15 protein-coding genes are annotated in these 16,769 nt (G+C 64.8%); 3 read left to right on the top strand and 12 right to left on the bottom strand.

What is annotated here, in order from left to right; translation table 11 throughout:
- Nucleotides 1–4: 4 nt before the first annotated feature.
- The 7 genes from HWY37_RS01030 to HWY37_RS01000 all read right to left on the bottom strand — a co-directional run bounded on the left by HWY37_RS01030 (nucleotide 5) and on the right by HWY37_RS01000 (nucleotide 7,668).
- Nucleotides 5–1,870: a sensor histidine kinase gene (locus HWY37_RS01030; protein WP_176087632.1), complete on the bottom strand. Its 1,866-nt coding sequence runs from the start codon at nucleotides 1,868–1,870 to the stop codon at nucleotides 5–7.
- Nucleotides 1,867–2,571, bottom strand: coding sequence for a LuxR C-terminal-related transcriptional regulator (locus tag HWY37_RS01025; RefSeq protein WP_176087631.1), 705 nt, complete (start codon nucleotides 2,569–2,571; stop codon nucleotides 1,867–1,869). Before HWY37_RS01025 ends, HWY37_RS01030 begins: the two co-directional genes overlap by 4 nt.
- A 134-nt stretch (nucleotides 2,572–2,705) precedes the next feature.
- Entirely contained in the window at nucleotides 2,706–3,488 is a 783-nt protein-coding gene (locus tag HWY37_RS01020) for an enoyl-CoA hydratase/isomerase family protein (protein ID WP_175207037.1), read from the bottom strand.
- An 18-nt stretch (nucleotides 3,489–3,506) separates the two neighbouring features.
- Nucleotides 3,507–4,739: a CaiB/BaiF CoA transferase family protein gene (locus HWY37_RS01015; protein WP_176087630.1), complete on the bottom strand. Its 1,233-nt coding sequence runs from the start codon at nucleotides 4,737–4,739 to the stop codon at nucleotides 3,507–3,509.
- 20 nt (nucleotides 4,740–4,759) lie between these two features.
- Nucleotides 4,760–5,713 (bottom strand): Bug family tripartite tricarboxylate transporter substrate binding protein, encoded by a 954-nt coding sequence (locus tag HWY37_RS01010; RefSeq protein ID WP_175207035.1) that lies wholly within the window; start codon nucleotides 5,711–5,713, stop codon nucleotides 4,760–4,762.
- A gap of 49 nt (nucleotides 5,714–5,762) precedes the next feature.
- Nucleotides 5,763–6,710, bottom strand: coding sequence for a LysR family transcriptional regulator (locus tag HWY37_RS01005; RefSeq protein WP_175207034.1), 948 nt, complete (start codon nucleotides 6,708–6,710; stop codon nucleotides 5,763–5,765).
- A 4-nt stretch (nucleotides 6,711–6,714) separates the two neighbouring features.
- Nucleotides 6,715–7,668 (bottom strand): Bug family tripartite tricarboxylate transporter substrate binding protein, encoded by a 954-nt coding sequence (locus HWY37_RS01000; protein ID WP_175207033.1) that lies wholly within the window; start codon nucleotides 7,666–7,668, stop codon nucleotides 6,715–6,717.
- A 180-nt stretch (nucleotides 7,669–7,848) separates the two neighbouring features.
- Here HWY37_RS01000 and HWY37_RS00995 point away from each other — a divergent pair, with 180 nt between their 5' ends.
- A complete protein-coding gene (locus tag HWY37_RS00995; RefSeq protein WP_246302155.1) occupies nucleotides 7,849–10,176 on the top strand; it encodes an acyl-CoA dehydrogenase family protein in 2,328 nt (775 codons plus the stop codon).
- Here the strand turns inward: HWY37_RS00995 and HWY37_RS00990 are convergent.
- The 5 genes from HWY37_RS00990 to HWY37_RS00970 form a co-directional block, all read right to left on the bottom strand.
- The gene (locus HWY37_RS00990; protein ID WP_175207032.1) at nucleotides 10,173–10,994 is read right to left on the bottom strand and encodes an EAL domain-containing protein; all 822 of its coding nucleotides are present in this window, start codon (nucleotides 10,992–10,994) and stop codon (nucleotides 10,173–10,175) included. The genes HWY37_RS00995 and HWY37_RS00990 overlap by 4 nt on opposite strands.
- An 80-nt stretch (nucleotides 10,995–11,074) precedes the next feature.
- Nucleotides 11,075–11,461, bottom strand: a complete 387-nt coding sequence (locus HWY37_RS00985; RefSeq protein ID WP_176087629.1) for an Hpt domain-containing protein — start codon at nucleotides 11,459–11,461, stop codon at nucleotides 11,075–11,077.
- 37 nt (nucleotides 11,462–11,498) lie between these two features.
- Nucleotides 11,499–12,128, bottom strand: coding sequence for a response regulator transcription factor (locus HWY37_RS00980; RefSeq protein ID WP_175207030.1), 630 nt, complete (start codon nucleotides 12,126–12,128; stop codon nucleotides 11,499–11,501).
- Nucleotides 12,129–12,139: 11 nt separating this feature from the next.
- Nucleotides 12,140–13,816, bottom strand: a complete 1,677-nt coding sequence (locus HWY37_RS00975) for an ATP-binding response regulator (protein WP_176087628.1) — start codon at nucleotides 13,814–13,816, stop codon at nucleotides 12,140–12,142.
- Nucleotides 13,817–13,839: 23 nt separating this feature from the next.
- Nucleotides 13,840–15,501, bottom strand: coding sequence for an ATP-binding response regulator (locus tag HWY37_RS00970; protein ID WP_176087627.1), 1,662 nt, complete (start codon nucleotides 15,499–15,501; stop codon nucleotides 13,840–13,842).
- Between HWY37_RS00970 and HWY37_RS00965 the strand changes: the two genes are divergently transcribed.
- Together HWY37_RS00965 and HWY37_RS00960 are read left to right on the top strand one after the other, a co-directional pair.
- Complete coding sequence (locus tag HWY37_RS00965) at nucleotides 15,500–16,072, top strand: hypothetical protein (RefSeq protein WP_175207027.1); 573 nt, start codon at nucleotides 15,500–15,502, stop codon at nucleotides 16,070–16,072. The two genes, HWY37_RS00970 and HWY37_RS00965, sit on opposite strands and share 2 nt — an antisense overlap.
- A 138-nt stretch (nucleotides 16,073–16,210) precedes the next feature.
- The gene (locus tag HWY37_RS00960) at nucleotides 16,211–16,747 is read left to right on the top strand and encodes a fimbrial protein (RefSeq protein ID WP_176087626.1); all 537 of its coding nucleotides are present in this window, start codon (nucleotides 16,211–16,213) and stop codon (nucleotides 16,745–16,747) included.
- Nucleotides 16,748–16,769: the final 22 nt, after the last annotated feature.

Raw genomic sequence — 16,769 nt, 5'->3', positions numbered from 1 at the left:
GACCTCAGGCCTGCTGCGGCTGACGCAATACCAGCGTGGCCGTCAGCACGGTCTGCCCGGGCCGCGACGCCACCTCCAGCGCCCCGCCAACCCGGGCAATGCGCGTATGCATGCTGCGCATGCCCACGCTGATCCCCGCCCGCAGCACCGCCGCCACGTCGAAGCCGACGCCATCGTCCTCGATGCGCAGTTCCAGGCTGTCGGCCTCGGGTTGGCGCAGCTCCAGCTCCACGCGCCGGGCGCGGCTGTGCTTGAGCACGTTGACCAGCGACTCCTCCACCAGCCGCGTCAACGCCATGCACTGCAGGGCGCTGGGCGGCGTGCGCCACTGCTCGGGAACCCGCCAGCTGGCGCTGATGTCCAGCTCGTCGAACAGCTGCATGAAGCGGTGGCGCAAGGGCGCGATCCATTCGCGCGGCGTGGCCGGCACCGTGATGCCGGCGCTGGAGCCGCTGTCTATGGTCTGGCGCAGGTCGTCGCGCAACAGCTTGAGCATGGACAGAAACTGCTGGCTTTGCAGCGGCGCGCTGGCCTGCTCAACCATGGCCATCATGCGCACCAGCGAACCGCCCAGCCCATCGTGCAGGTCATGCGAAATCTGCAACCGGTCCTGCAGCCGCGCGTTCGTCAGCGCCAGCGCATGTTCGCGTTCCAGGGTCGTGGCCAGTTCGGTGCGCGCCTGCTCGATGCCATCGGCCAATTCCTGGTTGAAGCGCTCGATGCGGCGCACATTGCGCGCATGGCGCAGCCCCAGCACGGCAGACATGCATAGCGTGACCACGACGCTGGTGAAGGGCGTGTAGGTGGTCTCGCCGGGGATGAGCTTCAGCACCCGCAGCAGGTCGTGGGCGCAGGCGGCAACAAAGACCAGCAGGCAAACCGCCAGCATGCCGTGTTCGGGCTGGCGGGTGCGCAGCGCATGCAGCGGAAACTGCAGGCAATTGACGAAGAAGATCGCGGACACGATCAGCACCACGCCCAGCTGCACCTGCGCCAGATGGATCGGCGGCACGAGCGCCATCGCCGCCAGCAGCGCGGCCGCAAGCAGCCACAGCGCCTTTTCGGTGCGCGGCAGGGATTGCCCGCCGAAACGCCACGTGAACATGCAGAAGCAGGCCACGTACAGCACCAGCGCCATGATGTTGGCGCGGGCCGCCGTCAGGCTGTCCGGAAACGGCCAGGGACTGGTCATCAGCACGTTGGCGATGAACAGCACCCAGAACAGCGCCGTCAGCGCATACCAGCCGAAGGCGCGCTGCTCACGGCGCATCAGCCAGATGAAGAAGCACAACCCGCCCAGGACCGCCGAGACGATCAGGTTGAGCGTGAACAGGGTGCGGTGGCGCCACCACAGGTCTTCATACTGCTCCAATACCGCGGCCTGTGCGCCAAGGTGGACCGGCCCCAGGCCGGGCGACTGCCCCGCCACGCCAACTACTCGGATCCACAGCGTGTTCTCGCCCGGACGCACCAGAGCCTCGGGAATCAGCCAGTAGCGCGGCATGTTCCAGCTGCGCGACAGCGGTTCGGTCAGTTGCGGGTCGCGCCAGATGCGCTGATCGTTGAGATACACCTCGCCCGCCATGATGACCGACTCGAGCGCCAGCGCCACCTGCCCGGCCGCCCCATCGGCGCAATCGCGCTTCCAGCCGATCCGGTACCAGGCCGTGCCGCTGTACCCGGACCAGCGGGCGCTCCAGTCGTCGGGCAGTTCGACCGTTTGCCATTGCGCCGACTCAGGCCGCCGGCCGTCCTCGCCGCCCTTGGCCACCTGTATGGACAACACCTGCGCCGTGCACGCGGCGGCGGGCTCCTGGGCCCATGTCGGCGCCAGCCACAGCGCCAACCACAGGAAGGCCAGCCACCTCAATCGAGCAAGCCGCGCGTGCGCGCCGCGTGTATCGCCCGCGTCCGCGAGGAAACGGCGAGCTTGCGGTAGATGTGCTTGACGTGGCATTCGACGGTGTAGCGCGACAGGTGCAGCTCCTCGGCGATCTCGCGATTGCCCAGCCCCTCGGAGACCAGGCGCAGGATCTGGCTTTCACGCGGGCTCAGGGATTCGCCGGGATCGGCGGTCTCGCCGGCAGCAGCGGCTCCGGCCGCTTCGGTCCGCCTGGGACGCAGCTCTTCGATGATGCGCCGCGCCACGAAGGGATCGATGGGCGCCCCGCCCCGCAGCACGCTGCGGATGGACAGGGACACTTCCAGGTCGTCGCGCTCCTTCAGCACATAGCCCGTGGCGCCAGCGCGCAACGCGGCGAGAATCGCGTCCTCGGTGCTCCAGGCCGAAATCACCAGGATCGCCAGGCCGGGATCCTCGGCATGCATCTCGGCGATCAGGTCCGTGCCGTTGCCGTCGGGCAGGCCCAGGTCGACCAGCGCCAGCGCGAACGGGTGGCTGGCCAGCCGCTCCCGCGCCTGCGCCAGCGTGGCGGCGAATACCAGCGCCTCGGGCGCATACCCGAGCTGCAGCAGCAGGCTTTCCAGCCGGCGGCAGATCAGGGGCTCGTCCTCCACCAGCAGTACCGGGGCTGGCAGGGTCGACTCGGGAGCAAGCATGTTGGCGGTCATCGGAAGAGAGCGGGCGGAATTGCCCAGGCTGCACTGTGTCTCAGCCGGGCAAAACCGCATATCCCTGGAAGTTGGTATTTTCACAGGAATTGGAGGATTTCGACCAGAATCCCCCGGCGCTGCCGGAAAACCGCCTAGCAGCCCTTGAACACCGGCGCCCGTTTTTCCAGAAAGGCCTGCCGCGCTTCCTTCGCATCCTCGCTCTTGGCCACCTGCGCCGTCATGTCCTGCTCGTAGCGGTAGCCGTCGCGCAGACTCATATCCTCGATCGCATTGGCGGTCTGGATCATCAATTGCACCGAGGTCGGGCTCTTGGCGGCGATCTGGCGCGCGATCGCGCCAGCCTCGCCCAGCAACTGGTCCCCTGGCACGCAGGCTTCCACCACGCCCAGGCGGTAGAGTTCTTCGGCGGGCACCCTCAAGCCTGTCAGCATCATGCGCCGCAGACGCGAATGGCCAAACAGGCGCTGCGCATGCTTGACCCCGCCCAACAGGCCGACATCCACCTCCGGCAGGCCCAGGCACGCTCCTTCGGCCGCCAGCAGGATATCGCAGGAAGCCGCAATGCCCAGGCCCGCGCCCAGCGCGGGCCCGTTCAGCGCGCCGATGACCGGTTTGGGACACTCGCGGATCGCGTGGAACAGCTCGCGAGTGCGGCGCGAGTGCTGCGGCAGGCCGGCGGGGTGGCCCAGCATTTCCGCGCGGCCCTTCAGGTCGGCGCCAGCGCAGAAGACCCGCCCCTGGCCGGTCAGGATGACGCAGCGCACTTCCGGATCCTCGCCAAGCATGTCCATGGCCAGCGTCAGTTCTTGCAGCAACTGGGTATGGACGGCATTGACCGGGGGATGATCAAGCCAAACGGTGGCGACGTGGTCTTCAAGCTCGACGCGCAGGCTTTCGAATTGGTAGCGGGACATGATGTTCCTCGGTTGATTTCAGATGGCTTGCTCATTACGGAGTTCGGCGATGTCCGCAGGCGTGAACCCCAGCTCGGCCAGGACCTCTTCCGTGTGCTGGCCCAGGGTCGGCGGCCCGTCCTGCAGGCGCAGCGCGGTATTGCGGAATCGGAACGGACTGCGCACCTGCGGCATCTCCATGCCGTCCGGGTGAGGCACCGAGAAACACATGCCGCGATGCACGACTTGCGGGTCCTCCAGCGCCTCTCCAATCGTATTGATCGGTGCGGACGGCACACCCTCGCGTTCCAGCGCGGCCAGCAGCGTCGCCTTGTCATGCCGGATCAACTGCTCGTCCAGCCAGGGATCCAGCACCGGCAGGTTGACCACGCGCGCCGCATTGGTGCGGAAGCGCTCGTCGACAGCCATGTCCGGGTGTCCAAGCACGCGGCAGAGCTTGGCGAACTGCGAATCCGAACCGACCGCCATGATGATGCGCCCGTCGCGGCACTCATAGACGCGCTGCGGCTGGATGTTGGGATGGCGATTGCCGCGGCGCGGCGGCACCTTGTTGGTCAACAGATAATTCATGGCCTGATTGGCCAGCAGGGTCACGCCGACATCGAGCATGGCCATGTCGATATGTTCACCCTCGCCGCTCACTTCGCGGCGCGCCAGCGCCGCCAGAATGGCGTTGCTGGCGTACAGGCCGGTAATGAGATCGACCATGGGCACGCCGATTTTCATCGGACCGCCGCCAGGGCGGTCGTCCGACTCTCCGGTGATGCTCATCAGGCCGCTCATGGCCTGAATCATGAAGTCGTAGGCCGGCTGCTGCGCGCGCGGCCCGGTCTGGCCGAATCCTGTAACGGAGCAATAGACCAGCCGCGGATTCTCCGCGCGCAACTGCTCATAGCCCAGGCCCAGCCGGTCCAGCGTACCGACCTTGAAGTTCTCCAGCACCACATCGGCGTCGCGCGCCATCCTTCGGATCAATGCCTGCCCGCGCGCCGATTTCAGATTGACCGTGACCGAGCGCTTGCCGCGGTTGCAGATCAGGTAATAGCCAGACTCGCCGGAACGCGAACCGTCCTCGCGCTCGAGGAACGGTGGTCCCCAGGCGCGGGTATCGTCACCGATGCCGGGCTGCTCGATCTTGACGACGGATGCCCCCAGGTCGGCCAGGGTCTGGCTGGCCCACGGACCAGCCAGTACACGGCTCAAATCGAGCACGCGGATGTGGGAAAGCGGATGAGACTGCTGCGATGCCATGATGCTGAAGACTCCAGAGACTATTTTTCTGCGATGCCGGCTTTGTTGATGACCTCACGCCACCGCGCCTGCTCCTTGCGCAGCAGCTCCGCCATTTCCTCGGGTGTGTTGGAGATCGCCAGGATGCCCTGCTCCAGCATCTTTTCCTTGACCCCGGGTTCGGCGATGGTGTCGCGCAGCGCCACGGCCAGCTGCTGCACGATGGCCTCGGGCGTCGCCTTGGGCACCGAGATGTAGTTCACCGGCGACGCGTCGTAGCCGGGCAGCGTCCGGGACAGCGGCGGCACGCCAGGCAGGATCGAAACCTCCTCGGGTGTGGTAACGCCCAGCGGTATCAAGCGCTTGTCCTTGATGAAGCCGGTATAGATGCCCACGGTGTCGATGGCCAAGTCGCCATTGCCGCCGACCAGGTCCCTGACCGCCTCGCCGGTGCCCTTGTAGGGCACGTGCTGCAGGCGGATGCCGGCCAGGATCTGCAACAGCTCGCCATTCAGATGGCTGCTGGCCCCGATGCCGGCGCTGACGTAATTCAGTTCGCCCGGCCGCTTCTTGGCCAGCGCGATGAGCTCCTCCATGGTCTTCACGCCGAGCTTGGTATTGACCACCAGCACGCTGGGTGCCAGCGACACCTGCGACACAGGACGCAATTCATCGGGATCGTAAGGCATGTTCTTGACCAGATACGGCAGCGTCATCTGCTGGCCCGGCGTGGTGTATAGCAGCGTATAGCCGTCCGGATCTGCGCGGGCCACCATTGCCGCGCCAATGAGGCCGCCCGCGCCGGCCTTGTTCTCGACGATGACCTGCTGCTTCAGGCGCTTGGACAGGCTGTCGGCGATCACGCGCGCGGTCAGGTCCGCCCCTCCGCCCGGCGCAAAAGGCACGACCATGCGGATAGGCTTGTCGGGATATGCCGCCTGCGCCGAGCAGGCCAGCAGCGCGAGCGCGCAAGCGCGTTTGAGGAATCGGATCATGGTTGGTCTCCTAGTGGCCCGCCGATGGCGGTGGGCGCGTCTGTTGTTGTCACGTCGCCTCGGGGGGCAACGCGTCCAGCTGTGCCAGCGATTCGCTGACGATCTCCCGCAGCAGCGCGGTCACCACCTTCACCGCCTGCGTAGGCCGGTCGGTCAGCATCAGCGACACAATGCGCACGACGGACGGCTCGACGATCTCGGCCGCCTGCAGTTCGCCGCGTTCCACTTCCGCGGCCACGAAATGCCAAGGCAGCAAGGTGTAGCCGGAGCGCTTGACCACCATCTGCTTCTGGATGAAGCCGGAATCGGCCTCGACCGTCACGCGGATGTCGACACCGTTGCGCCGGCCCATTTCGTCCAGCATCATGCGTACCGAAGAAGGCTTGCGCGACAGCACCAGCGGCAGTCCGTCCAGCTTGGCGAAGGGCACCTGGCGCGCCGCGGTGATACGGTCGCCGGGCGGTCCGATCAGGTAAGACGGCAGCCGCAGCAGCACATCCTCATCGCTGCCCAACGCATCGTGGCTGCGGTAAGGCAGGCCGATATCGATCTCGCGGCGCTGGAGCCAGCTTTCTATCTGGCCGGCCGCGCTTTCGACGATCTGCACATGGATGCCCGGATACTCGCGCTGCAGCCGCAGCAGCAAAGGCACGATCAGCGCATTGCTCAACGAAGGCAGCGTGCCGATGCGCACGGTGCCCGTCACCCGGCCATGGGCGGCCGCGATGACATCGTTCAGGTCATTGGCGCTGGCCAGCACCTGTTCGGCCACAGGCTGCACCTGCTTGCCCAGCTCGGTCAGGCCGACGCCGCGGCCGTTGCGCGTGAAGAGATAACCGCCGCACTGCTTTTCCAGCATCGACAGGTAGCGGCTTATGGCCGGCTGGCTCACGCCCAGATCGATGGCCACCTTCGTAATGCTGCCGCTGCGCGCCACCAGGGAGAAGATCCTCAGGGCGCGCAGGTCCCAGTCCGGGACGTCGTTCGGTTTTGCCATGGGTCTACTGCGCAGAGAGTTTTTCGGCCGCGATGATGGCGCTCCAGCGCGTCACTTCGCTGTCGAAGAAGCGCTGGAAAGCCGGCTGGTCGCGGAACACGGCGATGGCGCCCATTTCCCGCGCGCGCTGCTGCACGATCGGCTCCTCGACTACCGTGCGCAGCCGCGCCTGCAGCGCCTGCACGCTCTCCGGCGGCGTGCCGGACGGCACGAAAATGCCCCACCAGCTCGACGCGTACACGTCACGCACGCCCAGCTCGTCCAGCGTGGGAAGATCGGGCGCCAGCTCCAGGCGCTCCGGCGCGGCCACCGCCAGCGCGCGGATGCGGCCCGCCTTGACGTGCGTCATCGCCTGCAGCGTGTCGAAGTAGGCATCGACCTGCCCGCCCAGCAGATCGTTGATCGCGGCCGAGGTGCCGCGATAGCTGACGTGGGTCACCTGCAGGCCCAACTCGCGCGCAAACAGCGCCGCGGCCAGATTGGGACTGGACCCTACCCCCGAGTTCGCGAAGGACAGCCCGCGCGGTGATTTTCGCGCGTAGTCGATCAATTGCCGCACGTCCGTCGCCAGGTCGGCGCGCACGTAAAGAATGAGCGGACTGACCGCCACCTGTGCCACCGGCACGATGTCGCGCGGATCATAGGGCAAGGACTTGATCATCGCGGGATTGGTGGCCGTGCCCACGCTGCCCAGAAGCAGCGTGCGGCCGTCGGGCGGACTCTTGGCCACATAGGAAGTGCCGATGGCGGCGCCGCCGCCCGGACGGTTGTCGACGAGGATGGGCGCGGCCTGTGTCCCCGCCAGTCTCTCGGCCAGCACGCGTCCATACAGATCCGTCACGCCGCCCACCGCATAGGGCACGACGATGCGCTCCACCACTGCACCTGCCGCCACAGCCGTGGCGGCCGCGCTTGCGGCTGCCATGCACAGCGCCACCTGGGCTATTACTGCACGCATTTCCTGTCTCCTCGCCGTTCAGGCTTGTCTGCTTTGATACGGAATTCTAGGAAGGATCGCGCTGCACCATCACACGGCTTTTGTAATAGCTGCTCTCAACGCTGCCTTATGAATCAGTCCGTATCCCGAACCTAGAATCTGGCATTCCCATTCCGGGCCACGACGCCATACAGAAGGACCATGATGACGGCACTCGATTCTTTTTCGCTCTTCGGCCCCTTGCCCCGGCACGCCGAATTCATGGAGGCGGCCTCCGGCATCCTGGCCCAGGTTTCGCCTTTGGCGCGTTTGCGCGCGCTGCGCGGTGCCAGCCCCGGCTGGGAAGATGCAGTCTGGCGCACGCTGGCCGAAGCCGGCTGGACTTCGGTGACGATCCCTGAAGCCCAGGGCGGCCTCGGCCTGGATATCGAGGTGCTGGGCGCCATCGCCACCGCGGCCGGCGAATCGCCGTTGCCGGAACCCTATCTGGGCGCGGGCGCCATGGCCGCACTAGTATTGCCCGCCTTCTCCGCGCATCCGCTGGCGGCCGAACTGCTGCGCGGCGCCATCGCCGGAACGACAGCGCTGGGCCTGGCGTGGCAGGAAAACCCCGGTGAACTGATTCCGACGTCGGTCTCCACGTCGGTCGACCTGGAAGGCGACCGCATCCGCTTGGTGGGCGTCAAGCGCTGGGTGTCGCCCGCCGGCGCCACCGGCTGGCTGGTGCATGCGCGCCTGGGCGAATCGCCCACCCTGGTCTGGGTGCAGCCCGGTGATCCCGGCGTCGCCGTGGAAACGGAAGCGCGAGTCGACGGCAGCATGCTGTGCTCCCTGCAGCTTGACGCGCTCCTGCCGGTCTCGCGCATGATCGCGCAAGGCAATGAAGTGGACGAGGTCTGCCAGCAGGCCCTGGAACTCACGCGGCTGCTTCAATGCAGCGAACTTTATGGCATCGCCCGGCGCGTCTACAGCCTGACACTCGATTACCTCAAGACCCGCGTGCAATTCGGCCGCCCCATAGGCGCAAACCAGGCCCTGCAGCACCGCATGGTGGACGCCTACGTTGGCGTCATGGTCTGCGGCGCGTTGCTGGCCGACAGCTACCGCGAAGTGCGCGACGAACCCCGCTCGCTGGCTCGCGTGGCCGCGCTGGCCAAGGCCAGGATCGCGGAACGCGTCATCGCGCTATGCCGCGAGGCCGTGCAGCTGCACGGCGCCATCGGCTATACCGACGAGTACGACGTCGGCCTGTACCTGAAGCGCGCCCTGCATCTGGCCGCCTGGCTGGGCAGCCCCCGCAATCTGCAGGCCCGCTACCTGACCCTGCGCCAGCAGAGCAGCCTGGCAGCCCAGGCCGACGGCCAGGCCGCCACGGGCGATGACTACAACGCCATGAGCGACGAAGGCTTCCGCATGATGGTGCGCGGCTTCCTGCGCGCCCACTACCCGCAACACCTGCGCCACGTGCCGCGGCGGCTACGGTTGCATGAAGTGCGCGAGTGGTACCAGATCCTGTCACGCAAAGGCTGGCTCGCGCCCGCCTGGCCGCGCGAGCATGGCGGAATGGCCCTGTCTCCTTCCAAGCTGCTGGTGTTCTTCGAGGAGATGGAAGGCTGGGGCGCGGCCCGCCTGCCCGACCAGGGCATCATCAACCTGGGTCCCGTGCTGATCCAGCACGGCACGCCACAACAGAAGGCGCTCTACCTGCCGCGCATCCTCTCGGGCGAGGACATCTGGTGCCAGGGCTACTCCGAACCCAACGCCGGTTCGGACCTCGCCTCGCTGCGCACCGAGGCCCGCCTGGAAGGCGACCGCTACATCGTCAACGGCCAGAAGATATGGACCACGCTGGCGCATGACGCCAACCACATCTTCGCGCTGGTGCGCACCGACAAAACCGTCAAGCCGCAAGCTGGCATCAGTTTCCTGCTAATCGACCTGAAGACCCCGGGCGTGACCATCCGCCCCATAACCAATATCGTCGACGAACAGGAGTTCTGCGAAGTCTTCTTCGAGGATGTCAGCGTGCCGGCCGGCAACCTGGTCGGCGAGCTGAACATGGGCTGGACCATCGCCAAGGACCTGCTGGGCTACGAACGCATCTTCGCCGGCAGTCCGCAGCAATCGCGCCAGGCGCTGCACCATCTGGAGCAACTGGCTGAAAGCCAGTCGCTGTTCGAACAGCCGGAGTTCTGCCAGACCTACGCGCAGCTGCTGGGCGCGGTGCGTGAACTGGAAGCCTTCTACGGGCTGTACGCCGACATCGTACGGCGCGGAGACCTGCTGCCGCCCTCGGTGTCCGGTCTGAAGATCCTGGCGACGGAAACGTATGTGCGCATCGCGCGCGAAATCGTGCGCTGGGCCGATGAGGCGGGCGGCACCTGGAGCGGGATTCCCATGACGGACGGCACCGCGCTAGTGCCCTGCGCGCCCTTCCTGCAATCGCTGGTCACTACCATTTATGGCGGCTCCAACGAGATCCAGCGCAATATCGTGGCCAAGGCCGTGCTGGGCCTGCCCAGCCGCTAGATGCCGGCCAGGCCAATGACGCCCATGCCCGGCCGACCCATCCGGCTTGTGATGAACTCGGACAGCATGATGGGCGGGGACAGCACATAGCCCTGCCCATGGTTGCAGCCCAGGGATTGAAGCAGTGCGATGTCCGGCGCGCTTTCAATGCCCTCGGCGATCACGCGCAAGCCCAGCCGTTCCCCCAACAGCACCGACAGGCGCGTGATTTCCCGGGCTTTCCGGTCGCGGCGAATGCGGCGCACGAAGCGTCCGTCTATTTTCAGTTCGGAAATGGGCAACGCGTTCAGCAGCTGCAAGGACGCGTAGCCGGTGCCGAAATCGTCCATGCTGACCTGGCAGCCCGCGTTGGCGAATTTCTTCAGCGACCTGCGCAGTGATTCCAGGCGTGTGACGGGCTGGTCTTCGGTCAGTTCGATCCGGAATCGCGTAAGCGGGATATTCGCCGCGCCGGCGTGGCGCGCCAGGATGCCGATCGCATCATGGCTGGAGAGGGTCGAGGCCGACGCGTTGATCGCCAAGGGCACGTAGATACCCTTTTGGGCCGACGCTTCTGCGGCGGCGACCGCCAGGCGGCAGATCTGCTCAAAAAAGGGAAGATCCATGCCCAGGCGATGAACGGCGGGTATGAAATCGGCCGGGCCGATCTCGCCCAGCATGGGATGTCTCCAGCGGGCCAGGCATTCCGCCGCGACCATCTCGCCACTCTGCAGATTGAACTGCGGCTGCAGCGCGACGCTCAGGCCTTCGCCTTGCCGCGCCATCGACATGACTTCATCGTCGCCTAGCGGCGGGTATTGCGCTGTCGCGCGTTTCATACTTCATTCCTGATAGGCTGGGGACGAAATTCTCGATCCGCCACTCTATGGCGCTTTGGGAAAGCAAAATGTAGGACGATTCAGAATGTGCGGCTCACTCGCGCCAGAACTGCGCTCAAGTTTTCGACGACCGGGACATAGCCGGCCAACAGTTCCGCGCACGCCGGACCACCGTCCCTGACAAGTTTCTCCTCAACGCGCAGGCTAAGCTCGACCAATGCGCCGCAGCCCAGCAATTGCGCGGTGTTCAGGATCCTGTGCGCATAGCGCCCGACCCCCGGCCAACATTCCTGCTGCATCGCCAGCCTCAAGGCATCGACGTCTTCCTTGTGATGGGTATGCAGACTATGGGCAAGCTCCGCCGCGATATCCAGGTCGTTGCCGACCTTGAAAAGCAGTTCGCCGCGCAGTGCCGCCACCACCTGCTCCTGCGGGCTTTCCTGTTCGGAATGAAGGGACAAAGTCACAGGGTTCCTCTGGCGGAGATATGCCGCATCAAGTCCGTCACATCGATATTTTTGATTTTCTGGCGAAGTCGACCAATTCAACCAGCGAACCAATCTGCAACTTGTTCATGATCCTGGTCTTGTGCGTACTGACCGTTTTATTGCTGATGAACAGGGCCTCGCCGATTTCCTTGTTGCTCAAGCCTTGTGCCAGCATCTGGGTCACGACCATCTCCTTGTTGGAAAGCAGGTCCAGCTTCTTCTGATAAGCGTCCGCCACATCCGTGTGGCTGGCCGTCTTGGCTGCATTCGGAAACACGCTATAGCCCGCCAGCACCGACTCGATACAGCGGACCAGCTCCTTGATTTCCAGGCGCTTGCTGGCATAGCCGCAGGCGCCCAGTTCGGCCACCCGCGCGGCGAAAACCGAAGGATCATGCGCCGACACCACCAAGATGCGCAAGCCCGGGTTAACGGCAAGAATCCTGGAAATGGCCTCCAGGCCGCCCATTTTGGGCATGTCCAGATCCAGCACGATCAAATCCGGGCGCTCGCTCTTTGCCAGCGCCAGCGTGTCGACCCCATTGTCCGCCTCGAGTATCCGGCTTGCGCTGGGCAACAAGGCAATCTGCGTCCTCAGTACCAGACGAAACGCCGGATGATCATCAACAATCAGGACAGTTGGCATGTCGTCCTCCTTCAATGGAAGGTAGTCCCGCCAGCAGGCGGCCGCCTGCCATGCGCGAGGATGAAGGATTGCAGCGTCTGCAAATCCACAGGCTTGATCAGCACGGCGTTCATGCTGGCTCGCGCGCCGGAGGCCAGATCGAGTTCGAGTTCGCTCGCGGTATAGCCCAATACCGGCGTCGCCGCATTCACCCCGCCGCCAGTTCTCAGGGCGGCGGTAAACGCGGCTCCGTCCATGACGGGCATGACGCAATCGCAGATGATCAGATCGAACTCGAGCCTGTCCGCCAACGCCAGGCCCGCCGCGCCATTCTGCGCAAATTGGGCGGAATGCTTCAACATCCGCAATTGATGCTTGAGCAGCAGGCGGTTGGCCTCATGGTCGTCGATCACCAGGATGCGCAGGCCGCCGGCATCCGCCGCCGCGGGCGCTGGCGCCGCCACGGCCGCTTGTTCCGAGGGCGGCAGCGCCAGCGGCAATTGCACCGAGATCCTGGCGCCCTGCCCCGGCTTGCTGGAAATCTCCAGGGAACCGCCCATCAGGCGTGTCAGCTCACTGCAAATGGACAATCCTAATCCGATGCCCGCGCCCTGCGCCGTGAGCTCAGGTTCGAAATACCGCGCAGCCAGCCGGGCCTGAACATCCCCTGCAATCCCCGGGCCGGTGTCCGCCACGCATAGCGTGATCCACTGCATCTCTTCCGTGGCGCGCGAGGCGCTCAATGCGACCTCGATGCGGCCATGGTCCGTGTAGCGGACCGCATTGGAGACCAGGTTGTCCAGCAGTTGCTTGAGCCGGATGGGATCCGAAAAGTGGCGTTCCGCGAGGCCGTTCGCGACGTCCAGCGACAGCTGCAATCCCTTCGCCTGCGCAGCCGCCCGGAACGGCGCCAGCGTCTCGGCCGCCAGCGCGCGCAGGTCGACGCTCTTGCGCCGCAGCTGGAAATGGCCGACTTCCAGCTTGGAGATGTCGATCAGGCCGCTGATCAGGGACAGCAGCGATTGAGCCGACTGGCGCGACACGGAGAGTTTTTCGCGCGTATCGCCGGACAGGCCGCCACGCTCCAGCATCAGTTCAAGCATGCCGATGATCGCATTGAGAGGGGTACGGATTTCATGGCTGATGAACGCAAGATACGTCGACTTCATCAGATTGGCCCGTTCCTTGGCCAGCCGGGTGTCGGACACTTCCCGCAGCATGGCGGGAAATCCGCGAAAGCGCGCGCTGCCGCCGATCAAGCCGATAAGGGCGCCATCCGCCCCCCGCAACGGCGCGGCCCATGCCGCCACGCCGGAGTTGGAATCATGTTCGAAAGGATGCTCGCGGACCAGCGTTTCGCCGCTGGCCAGCACCTGGCGGTAATTGCGGATGATTTCGTCCAGATCGGCCTGCTGCTCGCTGCCCGCGGCAGGCGCGGAAAGGGACGGCAGCGCAACATGCAAGGGACGGTTCCAGCCCTCGCGGCGGCACGTGGCGGCATACTCCTTGAGCGAATCGTTGCGCGTCACCAGGTTCAAATCCAGATCCCGAATGAATAGCCCGGCGGGCAAGGTATCCGCCAGGCGAGCCAGCTCGGCCAGCTCGGCGCGCGGCGACCGGGCGGCGCGGACACGCAGCGCGATCCAGGTCAACGCGACGACCAAGGCCGCCGCCAGCGCCATGTTCAGGAACACGGAAAACGTAAACATGGCGCCAGCATCGCGATGCACCACTATGCCGCTCCGTCCCGCGCGAGCCCGCTTGCGGCCGGAATACAGGAGGCAACCGCCAATTCCAGTTCCCGCAGGCTGGCGGGTTTCACCAATACTCCATTCATGCCGGCCGGCAGGCCCGCCTCGCGATCTTCCGCCCGCGCTTCGGGCGTGTACCCCAGCACGGGAACGGCGCCATGCCCTCCCGCATCCTCGCGCAGCGCGCGCACAAATCCGGCCCCATCCATGTCCGGCAAGGCGTCGTCGCAGACGATCAGGTCGAACCGGCGTGCCCTGGCCAGCTCCAAGCCCTGCGCGCCGTCTTCCGCCATCTGGACCTCGTGGCCGAGGAACTGCAACTGGCTCTTCAACAGCAGGCGGTTGTCTGGCTGGCCTTCGACGACGAGCGTCTGGAATCCGGTGGCGGGCCGGGGCGCGGCATCGGGCGCTGCCTGCTGCGCCGCGTCGCGCAATTCGGCGGGGCCTAGCGTCAATGGCACGCGGACATGGACATGCGTGCCCTGGCCGACAGTGCTGGAGATGTGGATGGTTCCCCCCATGCGCAGCACCATTTGCTGGCAATAGTGCAAACCCAGGCCGGCGCCATCGGGAGAGGCGCTCAGCCCCGCTTCGTAGCGGGATTCCGACAGCTTCTGCTGTATGTAGGGTTCGATGCCGCTGCCGGTATCGACGATGGATAGCGTGACCCATTGCCGGCCATCCGCCACCGGGGCGCCATCCAGATGTATGCGAACCCCGCCGCGCTCCGTATGGCGTATGGCGTTGGACAGGAAATTGTTGAGCAGCTGGTTCACCCCCTGGGCGTCAATCAAGTGGTTGACGGCAACCCCTGGTGCAACCTCCAGCGTCAAGCTTATACCCTTCTCGTAAGCGCTGGGTGCGAACAGCGCGACCACGTCCCCCGCGACGTCACGCAACGAAACCGATGCGCGCGCGCACAGGAGATCGCCCGTCTCCATCCGGCGGGTATCGACGATGGCGGGCAGCAACTGAAGCAGCGACCTTGCGGAAGATCGCAGGGTCTGCAGCAATTCCTTCGAATGGCGGGGCATCGTGGAATCGAACGCAGCCATCTCCAGCAACCCGGCCATGGCGTTCAAGGGATTGCGCACGTCGCGGCTGACCGCAGCGAGGAATCGGGTCTTCATGTTGTTGATGCGTTCCGCCTTGCTATGCGCGCTGGCCGAATCGTCCAGCGTCTGGCCATGGCCCGTGAAATACATGCCGACGGACAACATGCCGATGACTTGATCGCCTGCGCCTCGCAAGGGGAAAGCCGATGCCTGATGTTGCACCTTGATGCCGACGGTCGTCAGTTCATGGCTGAAGTCATAGACTCGCGGTTCGCCGCTGGCCATTGCGGCCTCGAACTCGCGGATCGTGGCGGCAATTTCCGGTATCAGCGATCTCCGGTCTTTCTCGTTACCGGGCAGGGACGCCATATCGTAGTGGCCCTGCTCGATCCACCCATTTCTTATGACGATGTCGGCAAAACGCTGCAAGCCCACGCTGGGCCCGACCAGGCGCAGCGACTTTTCCCGCACTCCCATGTCCACAGGCGCCGCAGCGATCAAGCGGGCGACCTGCTTCAGGCGACGCAACGGATCGCGATCTTTAATTGTGGCGTTTCGCAATACCAGCGCCGTCGGCAACAGGGCCATGAACAAAACGCCGTTCAATATCCAGGACAGCGCTTCCGCCGAGGCAGCCTGCCGCTGCACGAACGCGGCAGCCATCGGCGCGGCCAGCGCGCAAAGGACTATCAAAATCGCGGCCGCCCCAACCGCCATCCGGCTGCGGCCGACGCCGCTGCGCTGCATAGCGCTCGCAAGAGCTTCCGGCTTCATTCTGGAAATTATGGTGGTCGTGCCTGTGGCTGGATTCGGTATGCGCTGCGCAGCGTCGATTTTATCGCAGAAGGCATGGCGCCAGCCTGATATGCGCACCTGCACCCCGGCAAATTCAGCGAAACGTTGCTTTCAAATCACGGAGAAAAGGAGCGCCAAAACCATCAAACAAATCGCTTTATTGCGACAACATTGGCAATTATTAGCAAGAATTGCCAATCATCTTTTTCATACGAAATTTCATACAACAAGAAGAGAGGATTCCTACATTGTGGAAATCCCGGCTCCTTTAATTTTCAGCCACCGACGAAATGCAGGATTCGGGATTCTGGGAAGCAGACGGATTGATTATCTTGCCGTGCCTCTTCAGCATTATTCGGATTGAATTTCGATAACACCAGAGTCGCGTGGAAGTTAATTCCTGAAAATCCATCGAAAGCACTTCAAAGTCGGTCGCCATCAGTTTTCAGTAGTCCCAGACGGCGTTTTTGATTATTAATCGACTATCAGGATATTTATTTCCATGAACAAGAACACTCTTGCCAAGTTTGCCCTGCTCGCCACGGCCGCCGCGGTTTCCCAAGCCGCACTGGCCGAAGACGGGCGTGTCCAGTTCAACGGCGAAATCGTCGACGCGCCGTGCTCCGTCTCCCCTGGCGCGACCAATCTGGTCGTCCCGCTCGGCAAAGTGTCGCGCGCCAGCATGGACGGCGCCGCGGGCAAGCATTCGACTCCCGCCCAGTTCGAGATCCAGCTGACCGATTGCAGCGCCTCGGCCAAGGGCGCAAGCATTACGTTCAGCGGCACGCCGGACAGCGTCAGCTCCGATGTGCTGGCCATTGCAAACTCGGGCGGCCTGACCGCCAGCGCCTCCGGCGTAGCCGTCGAACTGCGCGATGCGACGCGCGCCAAGATCGCGCTGGGTTCGCCCTCCCCGAAATACGTCCTGGGCGTCGGCACCAACAACCTGAAGTTCGAAGCCGCCTACGTTTCGACCGGCGCCACCGTTACCCCCGGCCCGGCCAACGCCACCGCGCAGTTCACGGTGAACTACAACTGACGCCGCTTTGCCGGACAGCCGG

The organism is Achromobacter anxifer (assembly GCF_903652925.1).
Taxonomy (GTDB): domain Bacteria; phylum Pseudomonadota; class Gammaproteobacteria; order Burkholderiales; family Burkholderiaceae_B; genus Achromobacter; species Achromobacter anxifer.
This window is presented reverse-complemented; position numbering and strand designations above follow the sequence as displayed.

Coding starts and splice junctions, on each gene's coding strand:
- HWY37_RS01025 (WP_176087631.1), bottom strand. CDS start 2,571: ATGACCGCCAACATGCTTGCTCCCGAGTCGACCCTGCCAGCCCCGGTA.
- HWY37_RS01020 (WP_175207037.1), bottom strand. CDS start 3,488: ATGTCCCGCTACCAATTCGAAAGCCTGCGCGTCGAGCTTGAAGACCAC.
- HWY37_RS01015 (WP_176087630.1), bottom strand. CDS start 4,739: ATGGCATCGCAGCAGTCTCATCCGCTTTCCCACATCCGCGTGCTCGAT.
- HWY37_RS01010 (WP_175207035.1), bottom strand. CDS start 5,713: ATGATCCGATTCCTCAAACGCGCTTGCGCGCTCGCGCTGCTGGCCTGC.
- HWY37_RS01005 (WP_175207034.1), bottom strand. CDS start 6,710: ATGGCAAAACCGAACGACGTCCCGGACTGGGACCTGCGCGCCCTGAGG.
- HWY37_RS01000 (WP_175207033.1), bottom strand. CDS start 7,668: ATGCGTGCAGTAATAGCCCAGGTGGCGCTGTGCATGGCAGCCGCAAGC.
- HWY37_RS00995 (WP_246302155.1), top strand. CDS start 7,849: ATGATGACGGCACTCGATTCTTTTTCGCTCTTCGGCCCCTTGCCCCGG.
- HWY37_RS00990 (WP_175207032.1), bottom strand. CDS start 10,994: ATGAAACGCGCGACAGCGCAATACCCGCCGCTAGGCGACGATGAAGTC.
- HWY37_RS00980 (WP_175207030.1), bottom strand. CDS start 12,128: ATGCCAACTGTCCTGATTGTTGATGATCATCCGGCGTTTCGTCTGGTA.
- HWY37_RS00975 (WP_176087628.1), bottom strand. CDS start 13,816: ATGTTTACGTTTTCCGTGTTCCTGAACATGGCGCTGGCGGCGGCCTTG.
- HWY37_RS00965 (WP_175207027.1), top strand. CDS start 15,500: ATGAACAAAACGCCGTTCAATATCCAGGACAGCGCTTCCGCCGAGGCA.
- HWY37_RS00970 (WP_176087627.1), bottom strand. CDS start 15,501: ATGGCCCTGTTGCCGACGGCGCTGGTATTGCGAAACGCCACAATTAAA.
- HWY37_RS00960 (WP_176087626.1), top strand. CDS start 16,211: ATGAACAAGAACACTCTTGCCAAGTTTGCCCTGCTCGCCACGGCCGCC.